The organism is Rhodococcus sp. ACT016 (assembly GCF_050477185.1).
Classification (GTDB): domain Bacteria; phylum Actinomycetota; class Actinomycetes; order Mycobacteriales; family Mycobacteriaceae; genus Prescottella.
The window spans coordinates 4,123,967-4,143,004 of the sequence record NZ_JBEAET010000001.1 but is presented as its reverse complement, the minus strand read 5'-3'; the positions used below and the strand labels follow the sequence as shown (position 1 = coordinate 4,143,004).

The 19,038-nt window shown below is 68.9% G+C and carries 20 protein-coding genes; 14 read left to right on the top strand and 6 right to left on the bottom strand.

Annotation, left to right across the window (positions count from 1 at the left end; translation table 11 throughout):
• The first annotated feature begins 29 nt into the window (after positions 1 to 29).
• Together ACQ5DX_RS19140 and ACQ5DX_RS19135 are read left to right on the top strand one after the other, a co-directional pair.
• Positions 30 to 410 (top strand): VOC family protein, encoded by a 381-nt coding sequence (locus ACQ5DX_RS19140; protein ID WP_430334063.1) that lies wholly within the window; start codon positions 30 to 32, stop codon positions 408 to 410.
• A gap of 4 nt (positions 411 to 414) precedes the next feature.
• Positions 415 to 1,131: an alpha/beta fold hydrolase gene (locus ACQ5DX_RS19135; RefSeq protein ID WP_430334062.1), complete on the top strand. Its 717-nt coding sequence runs from the start codon at positions 415 to 417 to the stop codon at positions 1,129 to 1,131.
• Here ACQ5DX_RS19135 and ACQ5DX_RS19130 read toward each other — a convergent pair.
• Positions 1,128 to 1,553: a hypothetical protein gene (locus tag ACQ5DX_RS19130; protein ID WP_430334061.1), complete on the bottom strand. Its 426-nt coding sequence runs from the start codon at positions 1,551 to 1,553 to the stop codon at positions 1,128 to 1,130. The genes ACQ5DX_RS19135 and ACQ5DX_RS19130 overlap by 4 nt on opposite strands.
• Before the next feature lie 41 nt (positions 1,554 to 1,594).
• Here ACQ5DX_RS19130 and purT point away from each other — a divergent pair, with 41 nt between their 5' ends.
• Positions 1,595 to 2,806 carry a formate-dependent phosphoribosylglycinamide formyltransferase gene (gene purT / locus ACQ5DX_RS19125; RefSeq protein ID WP_430334060.1) on the top strand — a complete coding sequence of 404 codons (1,212 nt, stop codon included), beginning with the start codon at positions 1,595 to 1,597 and terminating at the stop codon, positions 2,804 to 2,806.
• 3 nt (positions 2,807 to 2,809) lie between these two features.
• Here purT and ACQ5DX_RS19120 read toward each other — a convergent pair whose 3' ends face one another.
• Both ACQ5DX_RS19120 and ACQ5DX_RS19115 read right to left on the bottom strand, forming a co-directional pair.
• Positions 2,810 to 3,553, bottom strand: coding sequence for an amidohydrolase family protein (locus ACQ5DX_RS19120; RefSeq protein WP_430334059.1), 744 nt, complete (start codon positions 3,551 to 3,553; stop codon positions 2,810 to 2,812).
• 89 nt (positions 3,554 to 3,642) lie between these two features.
• Entirely contained in the window at positions 3,643 to 5,007 is a 1,365-nt protein-coding gene (locus ACQ5DX_RS19115) for an FAD-dependent oxidoreductase (protein WP_430334058.1), read from the bottom strand.
• Positions 5,008 to 5,411: 404 nt separating this feature from the next.
• Here ACQ5DX_RS19115 and ACQ5DX_RS19110 point away from each other — a divergent pair, with 404 nt between their 5' ends.
• The 5 genes from ACQ5DX_RS19110 to ACQ5DX_RS19090 all read left to right on the top strand — a co-directional run bounded on the left by ACQ5DX_RS19110 (position 5,412) and on the right by ACQ5DX_RS19090 (position 10,140).
• On the top strand, positions 5,412 to 5,747 hold the full coding sequence (locus tag ACQ5DX_RS19110) for a hypothetical protein (protein ID WP_430335744.1): 336 nt from the start codon (positions 5,412 to 5,414) through the stop codon (positions 5,745 to 5,747).
• 79 nt (positions 5,748 to 5,826) lie between these two features.
• Complete coding sequence (locus ACQ5DX_RS19105; RefSeq protein WP_430334057.1) at positions 5,827 to 6,258, top strand: rhodanese-like domain-containing protein; 432 nt, start codon at positions 5,827 to 5,829, stop codon at positions 6,256 to 6,258.
• On the top strand, positions 6,255 to 7,478 hold the full coding sequence (locus ACQ5DX_RS19100; RefSeq protein WP_430334056.1) for an O-succinylhomoserine sulfhydrylase: 1,224 nt from the start codon (positions 6,255 to 6,257) through the stop codon (positions 7,476 to 7,478). Before ACQ5DX_RS19105 ends, ACQ5DX_RS19100 begins: the two co-directional genes overlap by 4 nt.
• 22 nt (positions 7,479 to 7,500) lie before the next feature.
• On the top strand, positions 7,501 to 8,853 hold the full coding sequence (locus tag ACQ5DX_RS19095; protein WP_430335743.1) for a bifunctional adenosylcobinamide kinase/adenosylcobinamide-phosphate guanylyltransferase: 1,353 nt from the start codon (positions 7,501 to 7,503) through the stop codon (positions 8,851 to 8,853).
• Between the two features lie 144 nt (positions 8,854 to 8,997).
• The gene (locus tag ACQ5DX_RS19090) at positions 8,998 to 10,140 is read left to right on the top strand and encodes a serine hydrolase domain-containing protein (protein ID WP_430334055.1); all 1,143 of its coding nucleotides are present in this window, start codon (positions 8,998 to 9,000) and stop codon (positions 10,138 to 10,140) included.
• A 12-nt stretch (positions 10,141 to 10,152) separates the two neighbouring features.
• Here ACQ5DX_RS19090 and ACQ5DX_RS19085 read toward each other — a convergent pair whose 3' ends face one another.
• A complete protein-coding gene (locus ACQ5DX_RS19085) occupies positions 10,153 to 10,911 on the bottom strand; it encodes an HAD-IIA family hydrolase (RefSeq protein ID WP_430335742.1) in 759 nt (252 codons plus the stop codon).
• A 53-nt stretch (positions 10,912 to 10,964) separates the two neighbouring features.
• Positions 10,965 to 11,963: an alpha/beta hydrolase gene (locus ACQ5DX_RS19080; RefSeq protein WP_430334054.1), complete on the bottom strand. Its 999-nt coding sequence runs from the start codon at positions 11,961 to 11,963 to the stop codon at positions 10,965 to 10,967.
• A gap of 150 nt (positions 11,964 to 12,113) precedes the next feature.
• On the opposite strand from ACQ5DX_RS19080, the gene ACQ5DX_RS19075 reads away from it, so the two are divergent.
• The 4 genes from ACQ5DX_RS19075 (at position 12,114) to ACQ5DX_RS19060 (ending at position 15,068) form a co-directional block, all read left to right on the top strand.
• A complete protein-coding gene (locus tag ACQ5DX_RS19075) occupies positions 12,114 to 12,842 on the top strand; it encodes a hypothetical protein (RefSeq protein ID WP_430334053.1) in 729 nt (242 codons plus the stop codon).
• Positions 12,839 to 13,339 carry an RDD family protein gene (locus ACQ5DX_RS19070; RefSeq protein ID WP_430334052.1) on the top strand — a complete coding sequence of 167 codons (501 nt, stop codon included), beginning with the start codon at positions 12,839 to 12,841 and terminating at the stop codon, positions 13,337 to 13,339. Before ACQ5DX_RS19075 ends, ACQ5DX_RS19070 begins: the two co-directional genes overlap by 4 nt.
• A 74-nt stretch (positions 13,340 to 13,413) precedes the next feature.
• A complete protein-coding gene (gene fgd, locus ACQ5DX_RS19065) occupies positions 13,414 to 14,427 on the top strand; it encodes a glucose-6-phosphate dehydrogenase (coenzyme-F420) (RefSeq protein ID WP_430334051.1) in 1,014 nt (337 codons plus the stop codon).
• 38 nt (positions 14,428 to 14,465) lie between these two features.
• Positions 14,466 to 15,068, top strand: coding sequence for a suppressor of fused domain protein (locus tag ACQ5DX_RS19060; protein WP_430334050.1), 603 nt, complete (start codon positions 14,466 to 14,468; stop codon positions 15,066 to 15,068).
• Between the two features lie 81 nt (positions 15,069 to 15,149).
• Here the strand turns inward: ACQ5DX_RS19060 and ACQ5DX_RS19055 are convergent, their stop codons facing one another.
• On the bottom strand, positions 15,150 to 15,659 hold the full coding sequence (locus ACQ5DX_RS19055; protein WP_430334049.1) for a nitroreductase/quinone reductase family protein: 510 nt from the start codon (positions 15,657 to 15,659) through the stop codon (positions 15,150 to 15,152).
• 39 nt (positions 15,660 to 15,698) lie between these two features.
• Here ACQ5DX_RS19055 and pta point away from each other — a divergent pair, with 39 nt between their 5' ends.
• Together pta and ACQ5DX_RS19045 are read left to right on the top strand one after the other, a co-directional pair.
• Positions 15,699 to 17,795: a phosphate acetyltransferase gene (gene pta, locus ACQ5DX_RS19050; protein ID WP_430334048.1), complete on the top strand. Its 2,097-nt coding sequence runs from the start codon at positions 15,699 to 15,701 to the stop codon at positions 17,793 to 17,795.
• Positions 17,792 to 18,982 (top strand): acetate/propionate family kinase, encoded by a 1,191-nt coding sequence (locus tag ACQ5DX_RS19045; RefSeq protein WP_430334047.1) that lies wholly within the window; start codon positions 17,792 to 17,794, stop codon positions 18,980 to 18,982. The genes pta and ACQ5DX_RS19045 overlap by 4 nt, the downstream gene beginning before the upstream one ends.
• Positions 18,983 to 19,038: the final 56 nt, after the last annotated feature.

The window sequence follows — 19,038 nt, the reverse complement described above, 5'->3', positions numbered from 1 at the left end:
GACCGCGATCGGGGGGCACAGTGGATTGCATGGCCTTCCCCGGAGAACTCGTCGCGTTCCTGGCCAGCACCGATCTGGACGTGTCGTCGATGTTCTACGTCGACACCCTCGGCCTGGCGGTCACCGAGCGGACGCCGTTCGCGCTCGTCGTCGACGGCGGGGGTGGTACCGAACTGCGGATCACGCTCGTCCAGTCGAAGGTCGACACCGGCTACACGGTGTTGGGCTGGCGCACGAAGGACCTGTCGGCGATGGTCGACGACCTGCGCGAGAAGGGAGTCGAATTCCTGCGCTACCAGGGGATGGATCAGGACGAGCACGGCGCGTGGACGGCGCCCGACGGTACCCGCGTCGCGTGGTTCCACGACCCGCACGGCAACGTGCTGTCGCTGCACCAGCCGCCGAGCTGAGCCGATGGGATTCGTCGACGCAGGCGGGGCGCGCCTGCACTACGAGACGTCCGGCGAGGGCGAGCCGCTGGTCCTGCTGCACGGAAACGGCGAGAACCTCGGCTACTTCGCCGCGCAGGTTCCGGCCTTCGCGGATCGCTACCAGGTGATCGCGGTCGACACCCGCGCGCACGGCGAGTCGACGCGCGGCGACGGTCCGCTCGACTTCGACCGCTTCGCCGACGACGTGTGCGCGGTGCTCGACGCGCTCGGCATCGAGCACGCGCACGTCCTCGGCTACAGCGACGGCGGAAACATCGCGCTGACGTCGGCGCTTCGCCACCCCGACCGGGTGCGCTCGCTGGTCGTCAACGGCGCCAACCTCGATCCGCACGGCCTGGGCTGGAAGTTCCGCGTCCCCGCGACGCTCGGCTGGCTGCTCGCGGGGCTCGCCGCACCGCTGTCAGCGACGATCGCGCGCAAGCGGGAACTGCTGGGCCTCATGGTGGTGCACCCGCACATTCCGTCCGACAGCCTGTCCGCGATCACCGTCCCGACGCTCGTGATCGTGGGCGAGCGCGACCCGATCCCGCGCCCACACACCGAACTGATCGCCCGGTCGATCCCCGGAGCGGAACTCGTAGTTCTGCCCGGCGCCGGGCACGCGTGCGCGGAGGAGCGGCCCGCCGACTTCAATGCGTGCGTGCTCGACTTCCTGGCGCGCGTGGAAACCCACCGCTAGAGGATCTGCCCGGCCACGAAACCGGCGAGCAGCACGGCGAACCCGCCGATCTCGCCGATCACGAGTGCGATCATCGACACACGCAGGGCTGCGTCCGGGCGCTCGAACTGGTTGGTGGTGTCGCGGCGGGCGCCGTGGACGATGTAGCTACCGATGGCCGCGACGAAGAAGAACACCAGGATCCCCGCGCACGTCGCGTTCACCGCGGTCGGCCAGTCGCTCAGTTCGACGAACACCGAAACGAGAAGCGTCGCAAACGAGTACATCAGCGCCGACCGATGCGCGATGTCCACGTACGGGTGCGCGAGGTGATCGGGCGAGGTGCGCATGCTCTGGTACTTCCAGACCCCCAGGATCAGGGCGAGCAGGAAGATCAGCCCGGCGGCGAGCAGGGTCAGGCGAGTGTCGATCCCCAAGGTCATCGCGCAAGTATGCATATCGGCGACCGCATATAGTCCGACCCATGCGCCACGAGACTCCTGCAGACGTCCCCACCCGGATCGGCACCCCGCTGAGCCCGAGCGCCACCCGCGTGATGCTGCTCGGTTCCGGCGAACTGGGCAAGGAGGTGATCATCGCGCTGCAGCGCCTCGGCGTCGAGGTGATCGCCGTCGACCGCTACGCCGACGCCCCCGGCCACCAGGTGGCGCACCGCGCGCACACCATCGACATGGGCGACCGCGAGCAGTTGCTGCGGCTGATCGAGGACGAGCGGCCGCACTTCGTGGTGCCCGAGATCGAGGCCATCGCCACCGAGGCGCTCGCCGAGGTCGAGGAGCGTGGCCTGGCCGTGGTCATCCCGACCGCGCGCGCCACACAGTTGACGATGAACCGCGAGGGCATCCGACGCCTCGCCGCGGAGGAACTGGGCCTGCCGACGTCGCCGTACGCGTTCGCCGACTCCCTCGACGAGGTCCGGGCCGCCGCCGAGCGGATCGGGTTCCCCTGCGTCATCAAGCCGGTGATGTCCTCGTCCGGCAAGGGGCAGTCCGTGGCGCGCGGCGTCGACGACCTCGAAAAGTCTTGGGATTACGCGCTTTCCGGTGGCCGGGTGAACAAGGGTCGGGTGATCGTCGAGGGCTTCGTCGACTTCGATTACGAGATCACCCAGCTCACCGTCCGGGCCGTCGACGGCACCCACTTCTGCGAGCCGATCGGTCACCTGCAGGACGCGGGCGACTACATCGAGTCGTGGCAGCCGCAGGCGATGAGCGCCGCCGCGCTCGCTGTGGCGCGCGAGGTCGCGGAGAAGGTCACCACCGCACTCGGCGGTCGCGGCACCTTCGGCGTCGAACTGTTCGTCAAGGGCGACGACGTCTACTTCTCCGAGGTCAGCCCGCGCCCGCACGACACCGGACTGGTGACGCTGCGCTCGCAGCGGGTCTCGGAATTCGAACTGCACGCCCGCGCGATCCTCGGCCTGCCCGTCGACACCACGCTGGCCGCACCCGGCGCGTCCGCGGTGATCTACGGCGGCGTCGAGGCCGTCGGCATCGCGTTCGAGGGCGTCGCCGAGGCGCTGTCGGTGCCGGAGACCGACCTGCGTCTGTTCGGCAAGCCCCAGGCGTTCACCCGTCGCCGCATGGGCGTCGCGGTGTCCACCGGGCCCGACGTCGAGACCGCCCGCGAGCGGGCTCGCGAGGCCGCCTCGCGGGTGCGGGTCGTCACGCCCTGACGCTCACGCCGGGCAGCGGTACCACTCGCGCGCGTTGCCGCCCAGGACCGCCTCGAGGTCGTCACCGACCGCGTCGGCGATGATGTCGACGTCGGCGGGCTCGAAGGCGCGGCGCGCGCGGGTGCCGGGCAGGTCGGTGCCGAACATGAGGGCCTTCGGGTTCACGGCGTGGATCTGTCGGATGGCGTCGCCGACGTCGTCGATGGAGGTGCGCCCGAAACCGGTGGCCTTCACCTTGGCGCCGCGGTCGACGAGGTTCAGCAGGTAACGCAGCCCGCGCGTCGACATCCCGAGGTGGTCGATGCTGACGGCCGGCAGCTTCGCGAACACCGGTTCCAGCGACAGCAGCAGCGTCGCGTCCACGTAGAACTCGGCGTGCCAGCCCACCAGTTCGTGGGCGCGCAGCGCCTGGGTCGTCAGGATCCGCACGTCCGTGGCGCTCCGCCGCAGGTTGAACCGCACCCCACGCACCCCGGCCCGATCGAGCGCGAGGATGTCCTCGTCGGTGGCGTCGGGATCGAGATGCGTGACGCCCACCCAGCCCTCGCCGAGTTCGCGGAGCGCGGCCAGCAGTTGCGGCCGACCCAGCGTGCCCTGGTACGACGCGGTCACCACGGCCCCGCCGTCGACCCCGAACCCGGCCATGCGGGCGCGGTAGTCGGCGATCGTGAACGGATCGGGCAGGTAGCCGTTGTTCTCCACGAGAGGGAACCGCGGGTCGATGATGTGCACGTGCGCGTCAAACACGTGTCTCATCATGCCCCCGTTGAAAGCTGAAGGGTCCCTTCACGCGCTGACGGCGCATGAAGGGACCCTTCAGCTGGAAGCCCGGCAGATCAGGCCTTGTGCGGCTCGCTGGCGCGCAGCATGTCCTCGCGCTCGACGACCTTGATGCGCTCGCGGCCCTCGGGCTCGCCGAGGGAGCGCTCGTGCGCGTCGAGGCGGTACCAGCCCTGCCACGTGGTGTACGGGACGCCCTTGCCCTCGAGGAACTCGATGACCGCGTCCTCGCCCGGCTCGGCCGCGCCCGCGAAGTTCGGGGCGTCCTCGAGCAGGCACGCGATGGTCTCGTTGGCGTCGCCCTTGGTGTGGCCGATCAGGCCGACCGGGCCGCGCTTGATCCAGCCGGTGACGTACGTGGCGTCGATGTGCTTGCCGTCGTCGCCGACGACGCGTCCGGCCTCGTTCGGAACGGTGCCGGCCTGGTCGTCGAACGGGATCGACGGGATGTTCTGCGACAGGTAGCCCACGGCGCGGTAGACGGCCTGGACGTCCCAGTCGTTGAACTTGCCGGTGCCGCGGACGTTGCCGGTGCCGTCGAGCTCGGTGCGCTCGGTGCGCAGACCCACGACCTTGCCGTCCTCGCCGAGGACCTCGTGCGGGGACTCGAAGAAGTGCAGGAACAGCTTGTGCGGGCGGTCGCCCTGGTCGCGGATGGCCCAGTCCTGCAGGGTGTTGGCGACCATGTCGACCTGCTTGGAGCTGCGGCGTGCGACCTCGGAGCCCTCGTCGTAGTCGATGTCCTCGGGGTCGACGATGACCTCGATGGTGGGGGAGTGGTCCAGCTCGCGCAGCTCGAGCGGCGTGAACTTGGCCTGCGCGGGACCGCGGCGGCCGAACACGTGCACCTCGACGGCCTTGTTGTTCTTCAGACCCTCGTAGACGTTCGCGGGGATCTCGGTGGGCAGCAGTTCGTCGCCGGTCTTGGCGAGCACGCGGGCGATGTCGAGCGCGACGTTGCCGACGCCCAGCACGGCGACCTTCTCGGCCTCGAGCGGCCACGTGCGCGGCACATCCGGGTGGCCGTCGTACCAGGAGACGAAGTCCGCGGCGCCGTAGCTGCCGTCGAGGTCGATACCCGGGATGCTCAGCGCGCGGTCGGCGTTGGCGCCGGTCGAGAAGATCACCGCGTCGTAGAAGCGACGCAGGTCCTCGAGGGTGATGTCGGTGCCGTAGTCGATGTTGCCGAGCAGGCGGACCGGATCCTTGTCGAGGACCTTGTGCAGCGCCGTGATGATGCCCTTGATCCGCGGGTGGTCCGGCGCGACGCCGTACCGGATCAGGCCGAACGGCGCCGGCATCCGCTCGAACAGGTCGATGCTCACCTCGGTGTCGGACTTCATGAGCGCATCGGCGGCGTAGATACCGGCCGGGCCGGCGCCGACGATGGCCACGCGCAGTGGACGAGTCTGGTCAGTCATCTGAGGCGAACTACCTTTTCGATTGGACGGACGTGCATGGGCTTGCTTGTGTGACAGCGTACGTGCGGCAACGGGTCGAACTGAGCCCTACCTAACACCCGGTGGTCGCCCGGCTGTCGTGGGTGGCGGATTCCGCTGGAAGCAACCGTCCCCCGACTTCATGCTAGAACCAGGGCTGCGGTGATACCCCATGGTCGCGGTGTGAAGTGTCTCCGGGTACTGCGCTCCGGTTTGGGGGGTCACAAATACTGTTTGTGTCCTCGGCTGTTCGGGACCCGGCTGGGAGCGACCCGCCCGTACGGGGGAAAATCGCAGGTATGACCGACCAGCCCGAACCGGCCGAAGATCCCTCGCGGACGACGGCGAAACCCTTTCTTCTCGCCGTGTCAATAGTCGCGATCGTGATGATCGGAATTATCATCTCTTCGCTGGTGTCGCCGGCCGACGAGAACCGGAGCGAGGCCGACCGGCTGAACGCGTCGGCCACCGACTTCGTCCGCGCCGACAACAACGACGACGCCGAGGCCACCGACCGGATGGTGTGCGACGGGTTCGCCGACGACCGGTCGCCGCTCGTAGGCCGCGAGGGCGAGGTGACGGTCGAGGCCGTCTCGAACGCTCAGGTCAACGGCAACGACGCCACTGCCGAGGTGCGCATCAGCGCGAACGACGGCAAGGGTGCGACCTCGTCGACGTGGCAGTTCGTCCAGGGCGACGGTCGCTGGCTGGTATGTAACTGACGCGCCCGGGTTGCGTGGTTCTCGCGTTTCGGCCCATCCACGTGCTACGCCCGTCCGGCCGCTGTGGAAAGCTGGAGCGGTGAGCTACGCAGGAGACATTACGCCGCAGCAAGCCTGGGAGCTGCTGCGCGAGCATCCGGACGCCGTGCTCGTGGATGTGCGGACCGACGCGGAATGGCGATACGTCGGTGTGCCCGACACGTCGTCGATCGACCGCCGGACCGTGCTCATCGAATGGGTGAGCTACCCCACGGGTGCGCGCAACGAGTCCTTCGTCGACCAGCTCGTCGAGGCGGGTATCGCCGGCGGCGTCGACGAAGCCGCGGCTCGTCCGGTGATCTTCCTGTGTCGCTCCGGCCAGCGCTCGATCGGTGCTGCTGAAGCTGCCACCGCCGCCGGTATCGGCCCGTCGTACAACGTGCTCGACGGGTTCGAGGGCGGGCTCGGCGCGGACGGGCGTCGCGGCACCAGCGGCTGGCGCGCCGTCGGACTGCCCTGGACTCAGTCGTGAGTGCTATCCCGCAGGGCGGGGCCTTCCGTAAGTCGCTTCCCGACTCCGTGCGTCCGGCCACGCTGGGCGTCCGCGGCGGCACGCTGCGCTCCGGTTTCGAGGAGACGTCCGAGGCGATCTACCTCAACTCGGGCTTCGTGTACGAGTCCGCCGAGGCCGCCGAGCAGGCGTTCACCGGCGAGGTCGACCACTTCGTCTACTCCCGGTACGGCAACCCGACCGTGAAGATGTTCGAGGAGCGGCTGCGGCTGCTCGACGGCGCCGAGGGCTGCTACGCGACGGCGTCCGGCATGTCCGCTGTGTTCACCGCGCTCGCTGCGCTGCTCGGCAAGGGCGACCGCCTGGTGGCCGCCCGCAGCCTGTTCGGTTCGTGCTTCGTGGTGTGCAACGAGATCCTGCCCCGCTGGGGCGTGGAGACCGTGTTCGTCGACGGTGAAGACCTCGACCAGTGGGAGCAGGCGCTGTCGGTGCCGACCACGGCCGTATTCTTCGAGACGCCGTCGAACCCGATGCAGACCCTCGTCGACGTCCGCAAGGTGTCGGAGATGGCGCACGCCGCCGGCGCGAAGGTGGTGCTCGACAACGTCTTCGCCACCCCGCTGCTGCAGCGCAGCCTCGACCTGGGCGCCGACGTGATCGTCTACTCGGGCACCAAGCACATCGACGGCCAGGGCCGCGTCCTCGGCGGTGCGATCCTGGGGCCGAAGGACTACATCGACGGTCCGGTGCAACAGCTGATTCGCCACACCGGTCCGGCGCTGAGCCCGTTCAACGCCCACACCCTGCTCAAGGGGCTCGAGACGATGCCGCTGCGCGTGCGCCACTCGGTGGACAGCGCGCTGCGGATCTCGCAGTTCCTCGAGGCCGAGTCGTCGGTGCGCTGGGTCAAGTACCCGTACCTCGAATCGCACCCGCAGTTCGAGCTGGCGAAGTCGCAGATGAGCGGCGGCGGCACGGTTGTCACGTTCGAGCTGGACTCGGCCGCGGGTGAGGGCAAGAAGCGTGCCTTCGAGCTGCTCAACAAGCTGCAGGTCGTCGACATCTCCAACAATCTGGGTGACTCCAAGTCGCTCATCACCCACCCGGCCACCACGACGCACCGTGCGATGGGGCCGGAAGGGCGCGCCGCGATCGGCCTGTCCGACGGCGTCGTGCGCCTGTCGGTGGGCCTGGAGGATCCGGAGGACCTGCTCGAGGATCTGGCGCAGGCGCTGCGCTGACGCGTACGGGAGGGGTGGGGTCATCGAGGTCGTACTGCTGGGCACCGGCAGCGCCGACGGATGGCCCAACCCCTTCTGCGTGTGCGCGTCGTGCCGCACCGCCGCGGCGCGCGGTGAGATCCGCGGCCAGACGGCCGCGCTGGTGGACGACTCGATCCTCGTCGACTGCGGCCCGGAGATCCCACGGGCGGCGGTCCGCGCCGGGCGTCCCCTCGACGGCGTCCGGTACATCCTGCTCACGCACGCGCACCCCGACCACGTCGGCCCGGCCGCGTTGCTGTTCCGGTCCTGGGTGCAGCGCGATCAGTTGCTCGACGTCGTCGGACCGCCCGAGGCGCTCGACCTGTGCCGTGACTGGGTAGGCCCGGACGATCCGGTGCGGTTCGTCCCGGTTGCCGCCGGTGACCGAATCACGTTGGGCGGGTACACGGTCCGCGTGCTCGAGGCGGCGCACACCGCGATCCGTGACGGCGACAGCGTGCTCTACGACATCACCGGGCCCGGCGGCGACCGCCTGCTGTGGGCCACCGACACCGGGCCGCTGCCGTCGTCGACTCTGGATGCCGTCCGCGACGCCCGATACGACGCGTTGTTCCTCGAGGAGACGTTTGGCACCCGAACCGATCTCGGTGCCGGCCACCACGATCTGACGACCTTTCCGCGCACTCTCGCCGCTCTCCGTGACGTCGGCGCGATCACCGGCGGCACCGACGTCGTCGCGGTGCATTTGAGCCATTACAACCCTCCGACGCCGGAACTCGCGGCACGCCTGCGGCCGTGGGGAGCGCGGATCGTCGACGACGGTGCGGTCGTGCGGATCGGGGAAGCGGCGCCGCGGGTGCGGACGTCGTCGCGCACCCTCGTCCTCGGCGGCGCCCGCGCCGGGAAGTCGACGCACGCCGAGTCGCTGCTGGCCGCCGAACCGCGCGTCACCTACCTGGCGACCGGCGGGGTGCAGGAGGGCGATCGGGAGTGGGCGGAACGTGTTGCGCTGCACCGCGACCGACGTCCGTCGGGGTGGACGACTGTCGAGACCGCCGACGTCGCGGCGGCACTGGCGGCCGCGCGCGAACCGGTGCTGCTGGACTGCCTCGGTACGTGGCTCACCGGCCGCCTCGACCACCACGGCGTGTGGACCGGCGGCGACTGGTCGGCGGTCGACACCGACATCGCGGACCTGCTCGCGGCGTGGCGGGCGACGCGGGTGCCGATCGTGGCGGTGAGCAACGAGGTGGGCAGCGGGGTGGTGCCGCCGACGCCGGCCGGTCGACGCTTTCGTGACCTGCTTGGTCGGGTGAACGCGGCCGTCGCGGCCGAGTCCGAGTCCGTCGTGCTGGTGGTCGCGGGGGTGCCGACGCCGCTGCGCTCGTACTGATCGCCCACTTCTGCCCTGTTCGGTCGGAAATCCGCGCGTACCCGTCAGGAATGGGAGCCGAGGCCGATTGCCCGCACGCCCGGACCACGCGGCCTAGCCTTGCAGTCGGGACCACTCCGGCGGCACGCCCGATTCGAGGTGTTCATGACATCTGTACAGGGTCAATGTGATTCGGCGTTCGACGGTGTCCGTCAGGTGTTCGAGGAGAGTTTCGCCGACGGGCGGAACCTGGGTGCGGCGGTGGCCGTTTTCGCCGACGGCCGGCCGGTCGTGGACCTGTGGGGTGGCGTCGCCGACAGGAAGACCGGCCGGGAATGGGCGTGGGACACCCCGTGTGTGGTGTTCTCGTGCACCAAGGCCGTGACGACGGCGTCGGCGCTGCTGCTGGCCGAACGCGGCTACGTCACGCTCGACGAGCCCGTCGCCCAGTGGTGGCCGGAGTTCGCGCAGAACGGCAAGGCCGACATCACCGTCGAACACCTGCTGACCCATCAGGCCGGGCTACCGGCGTTCGACGGTCCGGTGTCGGTGGCGCAGGCGGCCGATCCGGCGGCGATGGCCGAGCGTCTGGCAGGTCAGGCCCCGGAATGGGAGCCGGGGACGGCGCACGGCTATCACGCACTCACGTTCGGGTGGCTCGTCGGCGAGGTGGTCCGTCGTCACACCGGGATGACGGTGGGCCAGTTCGCGCGGCAGGAGTTCGGCTCGGACCTGTGGATCGGCGCCCCGCCCGGAACGATCGCGCGGGCGGCGCGGATCAGCGTCCCGCGGCGCGGGGAGCCGACGTCGCCGCTGACCGATATCGCGACGCAGTCCCGCATCGGCGCCGCGTACGCCGAGCCGGGCTCGCTGCTGTTCCGGGCGACGGCCAATCCGGCTGCGTCGTACAACGATCCGGTGTTGCTCTCCGGCGGTTGGCCGGCAGCGGGCATGGTCACGACGGCCCGTGGACTGGCCCGGTTCTACCGCGACCTGGTGCACGGGGTGACGCTCGACTCCGCGACCCTGCGGAACGCGCTCCGTGAACGCGGTCGGGGACACGACCGCGTACTGCTCACCGACAGCGCGTACGGCCTCGGATTCATGCTCCCCGCACAGAGTTTCGAGCTCCCGGAGGCAGCACGCGCGACTGCGTTCGGGCATCCGGGTGCGGGCGGGGCCGTCGGGTTGGGCGATCCCGTGCACGGACTCGCGTTCGCATTCGTTCCGAATCTCAAGCGTGACTACTTCGCCGGCGACCGCCGCGCCTACCGCCTGATCGAGGCGGCGTACACCGCGCTCGGGTGAAACGGCGGCGTGTCAGAACGGGTTTGCCGTGCGACCCACCAGATCGGCCACCGACTCGAGCACGAGCGTCGGCCGGTACGGGAACGTCTCGACAGTCTCCCGGGTGGAGATGCCGCTGAGCACCAGGATGGTCTGCAGGCCCGCCTCGAGCCCCGACACGACGTCGGTGTCCATGCGGTCGCCGATCATCAACGTGTTCTCCGAGTGCGCTCCGATCGCACGCAGCGCCGACCGCATCATCAGCGGATTCGGCTTGCCCACGTAGTACGGTTCGCGACCGGTGGCACGGCTGATGAGCGCTGCCACCGAACCCGTTGCCGGCAGTGATCCCTCGCGGGACGGGCCCGTGGCGTCCGGGTTGGTCGCGATGAACCGGGCGCCCCGTTCGACCAGGCGGATTGCGGTGGTGATCGCCTCGAAGGAGTAGGTCCGGGTCTCGCCGAGCACCACGTAGTCGGGGTCGTTGTCGGTGAGGACGTAACCGATCTCGTGCAGCGCCGTGGTGAGGCCGGATTCGCCCACCACGTAGGCGCTTCCGCCGGGACGCTGGTTCTTCAGGAAGGTCGCGGTGGCGAGCGCCGACGTCCAGATCGACTCCTCGGGAATGTCGAGGCCGCTGCGCCGCAACCGGGCACGCAGGTCGCGTGGGGTACGGATCGAGTTGTTGGTCAGGACGATGAACGGGTTTCCGGCCTCCTGGAGTTCGGCCAGGAAGGCGTCGGCGCCCGGGATGATGTGTTCCTCGTGGACCAGCACACCATCCATGTCCATCAGATAGGTCCAGCCGCGGTTCCGCTCGTCGGTACTCACGTCACCAGTATCCGTCACGCTCCGATCGCCGGTCCGATCACCGCCCACGAGTCCTGCATCTCGGCCTCGAACAGACCCCACGAGTGGCTGCCCTGGTTGCGGAAGACGACCGTCGCGGGGATCCCGAGCGACTGCAGTCGCGCGGCCATCACCCCGGTGCAGCCCTGCGTGATCGCCTCCACCACGCCGCCGCCGATCGCCTGCGGGATGGCCAACAGTGGGTTGAGCTCGTCGATCGGACCCGGCACACCCGACGCAGCGGACAGGTACAAAGCTTTGCCGCGCAACCGTTCCGCCTGCACGACGGGGTCGTGTTGCACCCATGTCGGACCACCGATGGGTCCCCACATGTTGGCCGCGTTGGCCCCGCCGCGCAGTTCGACCATGGATCGCACCATCGCCTGCCCGTTCGGGGTGCTGGTCTGCGCGCAGCCGCTGTACGAGCCGACGGCGCGGTAGACGTCGGGTGCCTGGATCGCGAGGTCGAGTACCGGGCCCGCCGCCATCGAGACGCCGCCGACGGCGTTGACTCCGGTCGTCCCGAACTGGCGGTCGATCACCGGCGGCAGCTCACGGGTGAGGAACGTCTGCCACTTGTTGCGGCCCAGGACCGGGTCGTCGGCCACCCAGTCGGTGTACATCGAGTACTTGCCGCCCACCGGCAGCACCACGTTGACGTGTTTGTCGGCGAAGAACTGCGCAACCGTCGAGTTGTTGAACCACGAGATGCCGTCCTCGCCGCCGCCGATCCCGGTGAGCAGGTAGAACGTGGGGGCGGGGCCGCCACCGACCGGATGGATGACGTCGCTGGTGACCACCCGGTCCATGGACGGCGAGTACACCGATATTCGCGTCACCCGGTCGCTCACCTGGACGATGCCCGCGACGCTCGACGGCTCGGCGTGCGCGGTGAGCGCTGTACCGACCATCGAGGCCACCATCGTCCCGACGAGGACGAGTGAATGGAGGATCCGGCGTGCTGTTGCATCGACCGCCGTTCCGGAGCTTCTCATCGCGCACCTCCGGCCGAATTGGCCTGAATTGCTTTCCGGCTGAGTGAAGCTCAGCCCAGCATATCCGCGGGGCGGGAGGCGGGGGAGCGGATCGCCGACGCGCCCGACCCATGTGTCGACAATCCTGCGTGTTGCGTCTTGGATGTCTGTATGGACGGCAATCGAATTCCGGATCCGGTACGCGTGATGGCCGGAGTCGTCGCGCTGCTCGGCGACGGCGCGCGGCTCGCGGCGACCACGACGCTGGACGTGGCATCGCGGTTGCCCGTCGTCGGGGCCGGCCTCGCAGCGCTGGATGCGCGCGGCGCCGAGACGCTGAGGGTGGCGGACGCCGTCACCGAACGGCTGCTGCGGATGGTCGTTCGTCGGGTGGTGGCGGCCGCGCTGGCGGAGGTCGACATCACGACGGTCGTGCGCGATCACGTCGACCTGGACACGATTGCCGAGGGCATCGACGTCGAGCGGATCGTCGACCGAGTGGACATCGAGCACATCGTCGACCGCGTCGATGTCGACGCGATTGCGGCACGGGTGGACATTGCGCCGATCCTGGATCGCGTGGACGTGAACGACGTCGCCGGCCGGGTGGACGTCGAGCGGATCATCGATCGGGTCGACATCGGGCGAATCGTCGACAGGGTCGACGTCGACGCGATCGCCGCGAAGGTGGACGTGGACGCGGTGATCGAACGGATCGACCTGGTCGGATTGTCCAACGAGGTCATCGATGGCGTCGACCTGCCCCGGATCATCCGGGAATCGACGAGTTCGATGTCGACCGAGGCGGTGCGTGGCGCGCGGACCCAGGGCATGGCAGCCGACGATGCGGTCGCGGGCTTCGTCGGGCGTTTGTTCGGCCGCGAGGGCGGTGACTCATGACCGATGTCCGGCAGTCGGGCCCGGCTCACCGCCCTGCGGGCATCGTCACCCGCGGTCTCGCGGCACTCATCGACATCGGTGTCGTGCTGTTTCTGATGGGCGTGATCTATGCGGCGCTCGTCTTCGCCCGGTTGTTGTTCTCGCCGCAGGAGTTTCGCTTCCCGCACACACAGCTTCTGCTGTCGATCACCACCTTTCTCGGGCTTTCGGTGCTCTACCTGACGGTGTGCTGGGCAACCAGCGGACGCTCGGTCGGTGCGGTCGCGATGGGACTGCGCCTGGTCAGTCGTAACGGCCGACTGGTCCGGCTGCCGCGGTGCGCGGTCCGTGCGGTGCTGTGTGTGCTCTTCGGATTCGGACTGTTCTGGGCCGCCGTCGATGCCCGCCGCAGATCCCTCCAGGACATCCTGCTGCGTACGTCCGTCGTCTACGACTGGACACCCGCACCGGATCTCGTCGAACACGATCTCGCGCACCCCACCGACCACGACCGATGAGACGGGGCTACAGCCCGAGAGTGACGCGGGGCATACTCGAAGCCAATCGAATCGGGTAGACGATCGGAGAACCGGTGGTACAGGGACTGAAGTTGGGATTGAAGGCTTCCGCGGAGCAGTTCGGCCCGCGCGACCTCGTCGAGCTGGGGGTGATGGCCGAGGAACACGGCCTCGACAGCGTCACCGTCAGCGACCACTTCCAGCCGTGGCGGCACAACGGCGGCCACGCGCCGTTCTCGATCGCGTGGATGACGGCGGTCGGTGAGCGCACGCAGCGCCTGCAGTTGGGCACGTCTGTGATGACCCCGACGTTCCGCTACAACCCGGCCGTGGTGGCGCAGGCGTTCGCGACGATGGGCTGCCTGTACCCGGGACGCGTGATGCTCGGTGTCGGCACCGGTGAGGCGCTCAACGAGATCGCGACCGGCTTCAAGGGCGAGTGGCCCGAGTTCAAGGAGCGTTTCGCTCGGCTGCGCGAGTCGGTGCAGTTGATGCGCGATCTGTGGACCGGTGACCGCGTCGACTTCGAGGGCGAGTACTACAGCACCAAGGGCGCCTCGATCTACGACGTCCCCGAGGGCGGCATCCCCGTCTACATCGCGGCCGGTGGCCCCGTCGTCGCCCGCTACGCGGGCCGCGCGGGTGAGGGTTTCATCTGCACGTCCGGCAAGGGCATGGATCTGTACACGGAGAAGCTGATCCCGGCGGTGAAGGAGGGGGCCGAGAAGGCGGCCCGCAACTTTGCGGACATCGACCGGATGATCGAGATCAAGATCTCGTACGACACGGATCCGGCGGCTGCGCTCGAGAACACCCGGTTCTGGGCGCCGCTGTCGCTGACGCCGGAGCAGAAGCACAGCATCGAGGATCCGATCGAGATGGAGGCCGCGGCAGACGCGCTGCCCATCGAGCAGGTCGCCAAGCGCTGGATCGTGTCGTCCGACCCCGACGAGGCCGTCGCGATGATCAAGCCGTACCTCGACGCGGGCCTCAACCACCTGGTGTTCCACGCGCCGGGCCACGACCAGAAGCGGTTCCTGGATCTGTTCGAGCGCGACCTCGCACCGCGTCTGCGCGCGCTGGCCTGACGCCGGTTCACCTGGAACCGAGCTCTAGGCTCGTTCCCATGGAAGCGAGTGAAGAAGTCCGGGCGGCGGCACACCGAATCGGCGAGGTTTTCGGTGTGTCGCCACAGGTGTTGCGGTTCCGGGCACCCGTCGATCCGGACGGTGACGGTGAGGATCCGGAAGAGGTGTCGATCGCGGTCGGCGACGGCTGCCCCGGCCCCGGCTACGCGTCCTACGCGACCCTGGACATGGTTCGGTTCCCGACGAACGTCACGACCGACGACGGCCGACCGATCCGCACCGAGCTGATCACCGTCGGCCGCGCCGACTATCGGCCACTGGCCGACGTCCTCGCCCAGTGCGCGTTCCAGATCGCGTCCGGATCCCTGCACGTCACCCCGAACACGATCGTTCCCAACGCGGTTCATGCAGCCGATCCGGGCCGTTCCACGCGGCACGTGCTGCTGGTCGTCCCGTTCATCTGGTCCACGCTCGAGATCCTCGTCGACCGGGACGAGGACGTGACGACGTGGCTGCAGGCGGTGCCGATCACCGACTCCGAACTGCAGTTCGCTTCGAAGTACGGCACCGACGAACTGTTCAAGCGCCTCGAATCGGCGGGCGCCGACGTCTCCGACATCGATCGCGCCTCGGTCGTCTGACCCCGTCGGTGTGGCCGAATGTCACATACGTTCAGTCCAACTGAACGTATGTGACATTCGGCCAGAGGGGGCTGAGACCGCTCAGCGGCGGGTGAGGACGAACATCCGGATGTCGCGGTCGGTGCGGCCCTGGTAGACGGCGTAGGCGCCGGCCAGTTGGACGAACTGCTTGTACAGCCGTTCCTTCTCCTCGCCGGTGACCTGGGTGGCCAGCACTGGGATGTCGCGTCCGGCCATCGTCACACCGGCCTCGGGCTGCGCCAGCAGGTTCGACGTCCACGCCGGGTGATGGTCCTGCCCGAAGTTGCTGCCGACGACCACCAGCCGGTCGCCGTCGCGGATATACAGCAGCGGACTGGTTCGACGCTGCCCGGACTTGCGGCCGACGGTGTTGAGCAGGACGGTGGGGGCGCCGATCGGTCCGAGGACGGTGATGCGGCCCCTGCTGCGCTCGAGCAGCCGACGGTCCACACCCGCCAGTCTGCGGATGGTCCACGAACCCAGCTTGGTCGACGCGAACGCGATCCCGGGCCGGCGCAGAATGCTGTTCTCCGAACCCCACCGGACGTCCGGGAATGCCGTTTCACTCATGGACGCCGATTATGCGCGATCCTCACTAGGCTGTCGCTCATGGCTGATTCGGGCAGCGTGTCCAGCGTCTACATCGCCTCACCCGAGGGGGACACCGGCAAGTCGACGGTGGCCCTGGGCGTGCTGCAGATGCTGTGCGCATCGACGGCTCGGGTGGGCGTCTTCCGTCCGATCGCGCGGTCGGATGACGAGACCGACCACATCCTGGAACTCTTGATCGACCACACCACCGCCGACCTGAGTTACGACCAGTGCATGGGCGTGACGTACGACCAGGTACACGCGGACCCCGACGGCGCGCTCAGCGAGATCGTGTCCCGGTACCACCAGGTGGCCGACGAGTGCGACGCCGTCGTGATCGTGGGGAGCGACTACACCGAGGTCGCCAGCCCCAGCGAACTCGGCTACAACGCCAGGATCGCGGCCAACCTCGAGGCGCCGGTGCTGCTGACGCTGCGTGGCGCCCACCGCAGCCCGCGGGACGTGGCCCAACTCGCGAGCGTGTGCACCGCGGAACTCGCTGCGCAGCATGCACACCTGGTCGCGATCGTCGTCAACCGCTGTGATCCTGAGCGGCTCGAGGAGTACGCCGCCGCACCGGAATCGGCCGGTGTCCCGGTGTGGAGTCTGCCGGAGATTCCGCTGCTCGTCGCGCCCACGATGGCCGAACTGTCGACGGCGCTCGACGGAGTGCTGTACAGCGGTGACACCGCGTTGCTGCAGCGCGAGGCACTGGACGTGACCGTCGGCGCCATGACCGCCGAGCACATCCTCGAGCGGATCTCCGAGGGATCGCTCGTGATCGTGCCGGGCGACCGGTCCGACGCGCTTCTAGCGCTGGTCAATGCGCATGACGCGCAGGGCTTCCCGTCGTTGTCGGGGATCGTCATGAGCGGCGGGATCGAGCCGCACCGATCGGTGGCGCGGTTGATCGCCGGACTGAGCCCGCGGCTGCCGCTTCTCGCCACGCACTTCGATTCCTTCGAGACCGCCAACATCGCCGCACAGACCCGCGGACGGGTCGCGGTCGGCTCGCTCCGCAAGATCGACACCGCGCTCGCGCTCATGGAACGCCGGGTCGACGCGCCCACGTTGATCGCGCGCCTGCGGGTGGAACTGCCGTCGGTGGTGACGCCGCAGATGTTCGAGTACCAGTTGCTGGATCGGGCCCGGGCCGAGCGTAAGCGGATCGTGCTGCCGGAGGGCGACGACGACCGGATCCTGCGGGCTGCCGGGCGCCTGCTGCGCCGCCGGGTGGTCGACCTGACGATCCTCGGCGACGAGTCGAAGGTCCGCGCCCGCGCCGCGGAACTCGGTGTGGACCTGTCGTCGGCAACGGTCCTGGACCCGAAACGGTCGGACTATCTCTCGGAGTTCGCGGCCGAGTACGCGCGACTGCGGGCGCATCGCGGGATGACGATCGAACGTGCCCGCGAGATCATGGGCGACATCTCGTACTTCGGAACGATGATGGTGCACAAGGGGATCGCGGACGGCATGGTGTCCGGTGCCGCGCACACCACGGCGCACACGATCCGGCCCTCGCTCGAGATCATCAAGACGACGCCGGGGGTGTCGACCGTGTCGAGTGTGTTCCTGATGTGCCTCGCGGACCGGGTGCTGGCGTACGGCGACTGCGCCGTTGTCCCGGACCCGACCGCGGAGCAGCTCGCGGACATCGCGATCTCGTCGGCCGAGACCGCCGCCCGGTTCGGGATCGATCCGCGGATCGCGATGCTCTCCTACTCGACCGGCGACTCCGGCTCGGGCATCGGCGTGGACAAGGTGCGCACCGCAACCGCGCTGGTGCACGAGCGCCGCCCGGACCTGTTGGTGGAGGGCCCGATCCAGTACGACGCGGCGGTCGAACCGACGGTCGCGCACACCAAGCTTCCGCACTCGCAGGTGGCGGGGCGGGCAACGGTATTCGTGTTCCCGGACCTCAACACCGGCAACAACACGTACAAGGCCGTGCAGCGCAGCGCCGGTGCGATCGCGGTCGGCCCGGTGCTGCAGGGGCTGAACAAACCGGTCAACGACCTCTCCCGCGGGGCGCTGGTGCAGGACATCGTCAACACCGTCGCCATCACCGCGATCCAGGCCCAGGATGTTCCCTCGAAGGTGGTGCTGAAGTGACCGAACCGGTTGTGCTGGTGATCAACTCGGGATCCTCGTCGATCAAGTTCCAGCTCGTCCACCCGGCGGCGGGCGACGCCGTCGGGTCGGGGCTCGTCGAACGGATCGGGGAGTCGTCCGGGCGCATCGTCTACCACCACCCGGGTGGCGTCGTCGAACGTGAGCTCGTCATCCCCGACCACACCGCCGGACTGCACGCCGCGGAGGACGTCATCGCCGAGGCCGGACGCTCTCTGGACGAGTGGGGAGTGGCGGCGGTGGGCCACCGCGTCGTGCACGGCGGGCCGGTGTTCCAGGAGCCGACCGTCGTCGACGACGCGGTGGTCGCCGAGTTGCAGCGCTTGTCGCCGCTGGCCCCGCTGCACAATCCACCGAACGTCGTCGGGATCGAGGTGGCGCGTCGCCTCCTGCCCGACGTTCCACACGTCGCGGTGTTCGACACCGCGTACTTCCACACGCTGTCGGAGGCCGCTGCGACGTACGCGATCGACGCCGAGGTGGCTCGCACGAACGGGGTGCGCCGCTACGGTTTCCACGGCACGTCGCATGAGTACGTCAGCGGACGCGCAGCGGCCTTCCTGAGCCGCGACTACGGCGAGCTGGACCAGATCGTCCTCCACCTGGGGAACGGGGCGTCGGCCGCGGCGATCCGCGGTGGACGTGCCGTCGACACGTCGATGGGCATGACACCGCTCGAGGGGCTGGTGATGGGCACCCGCAGCGGAGACCTGGATCCCGGCGTGATCCTGCACCTGAACCGCAACGCGGGCATGAAGGGCGACGACCTCGACGACCTTCTCAACCGGCACTCCGGCCTGAAGGGGTTGTGCGGCGAGAACGACTTCCGGGCAGTCAAGCAGATGGTCGCCGACGGGGATGCGGCGGCCAAGCTCGCGTACGACATCTACGTGCACCGGGTGCGTCGCTACGTCGGCGCGTACCTCGTGGAGTTGGGGGGCGTGGACGTCATCACCTTCACGGCCGGCGTCGGCGAACACGATGCGGACCTGCGCCGCGATGTCCTTGCCGGATTGGGCCGTCTGGGTATCGTGATCGACGACGAGCGGAATGCGTCCGCGGAGACCGGAGAGCGGCGGATCAGCGCGGACGACTCCACGGTGGAGGTCCTGGTGGTGCCCACCAACGAGGAGCTCGCGATAGCACGCAAAGCGATCGCGCTGGTCTGATTCGCAAAGAGGTGTCACTCGGCGCGGAGGATCGGGACCTTAGGCCCTCGTCGCGG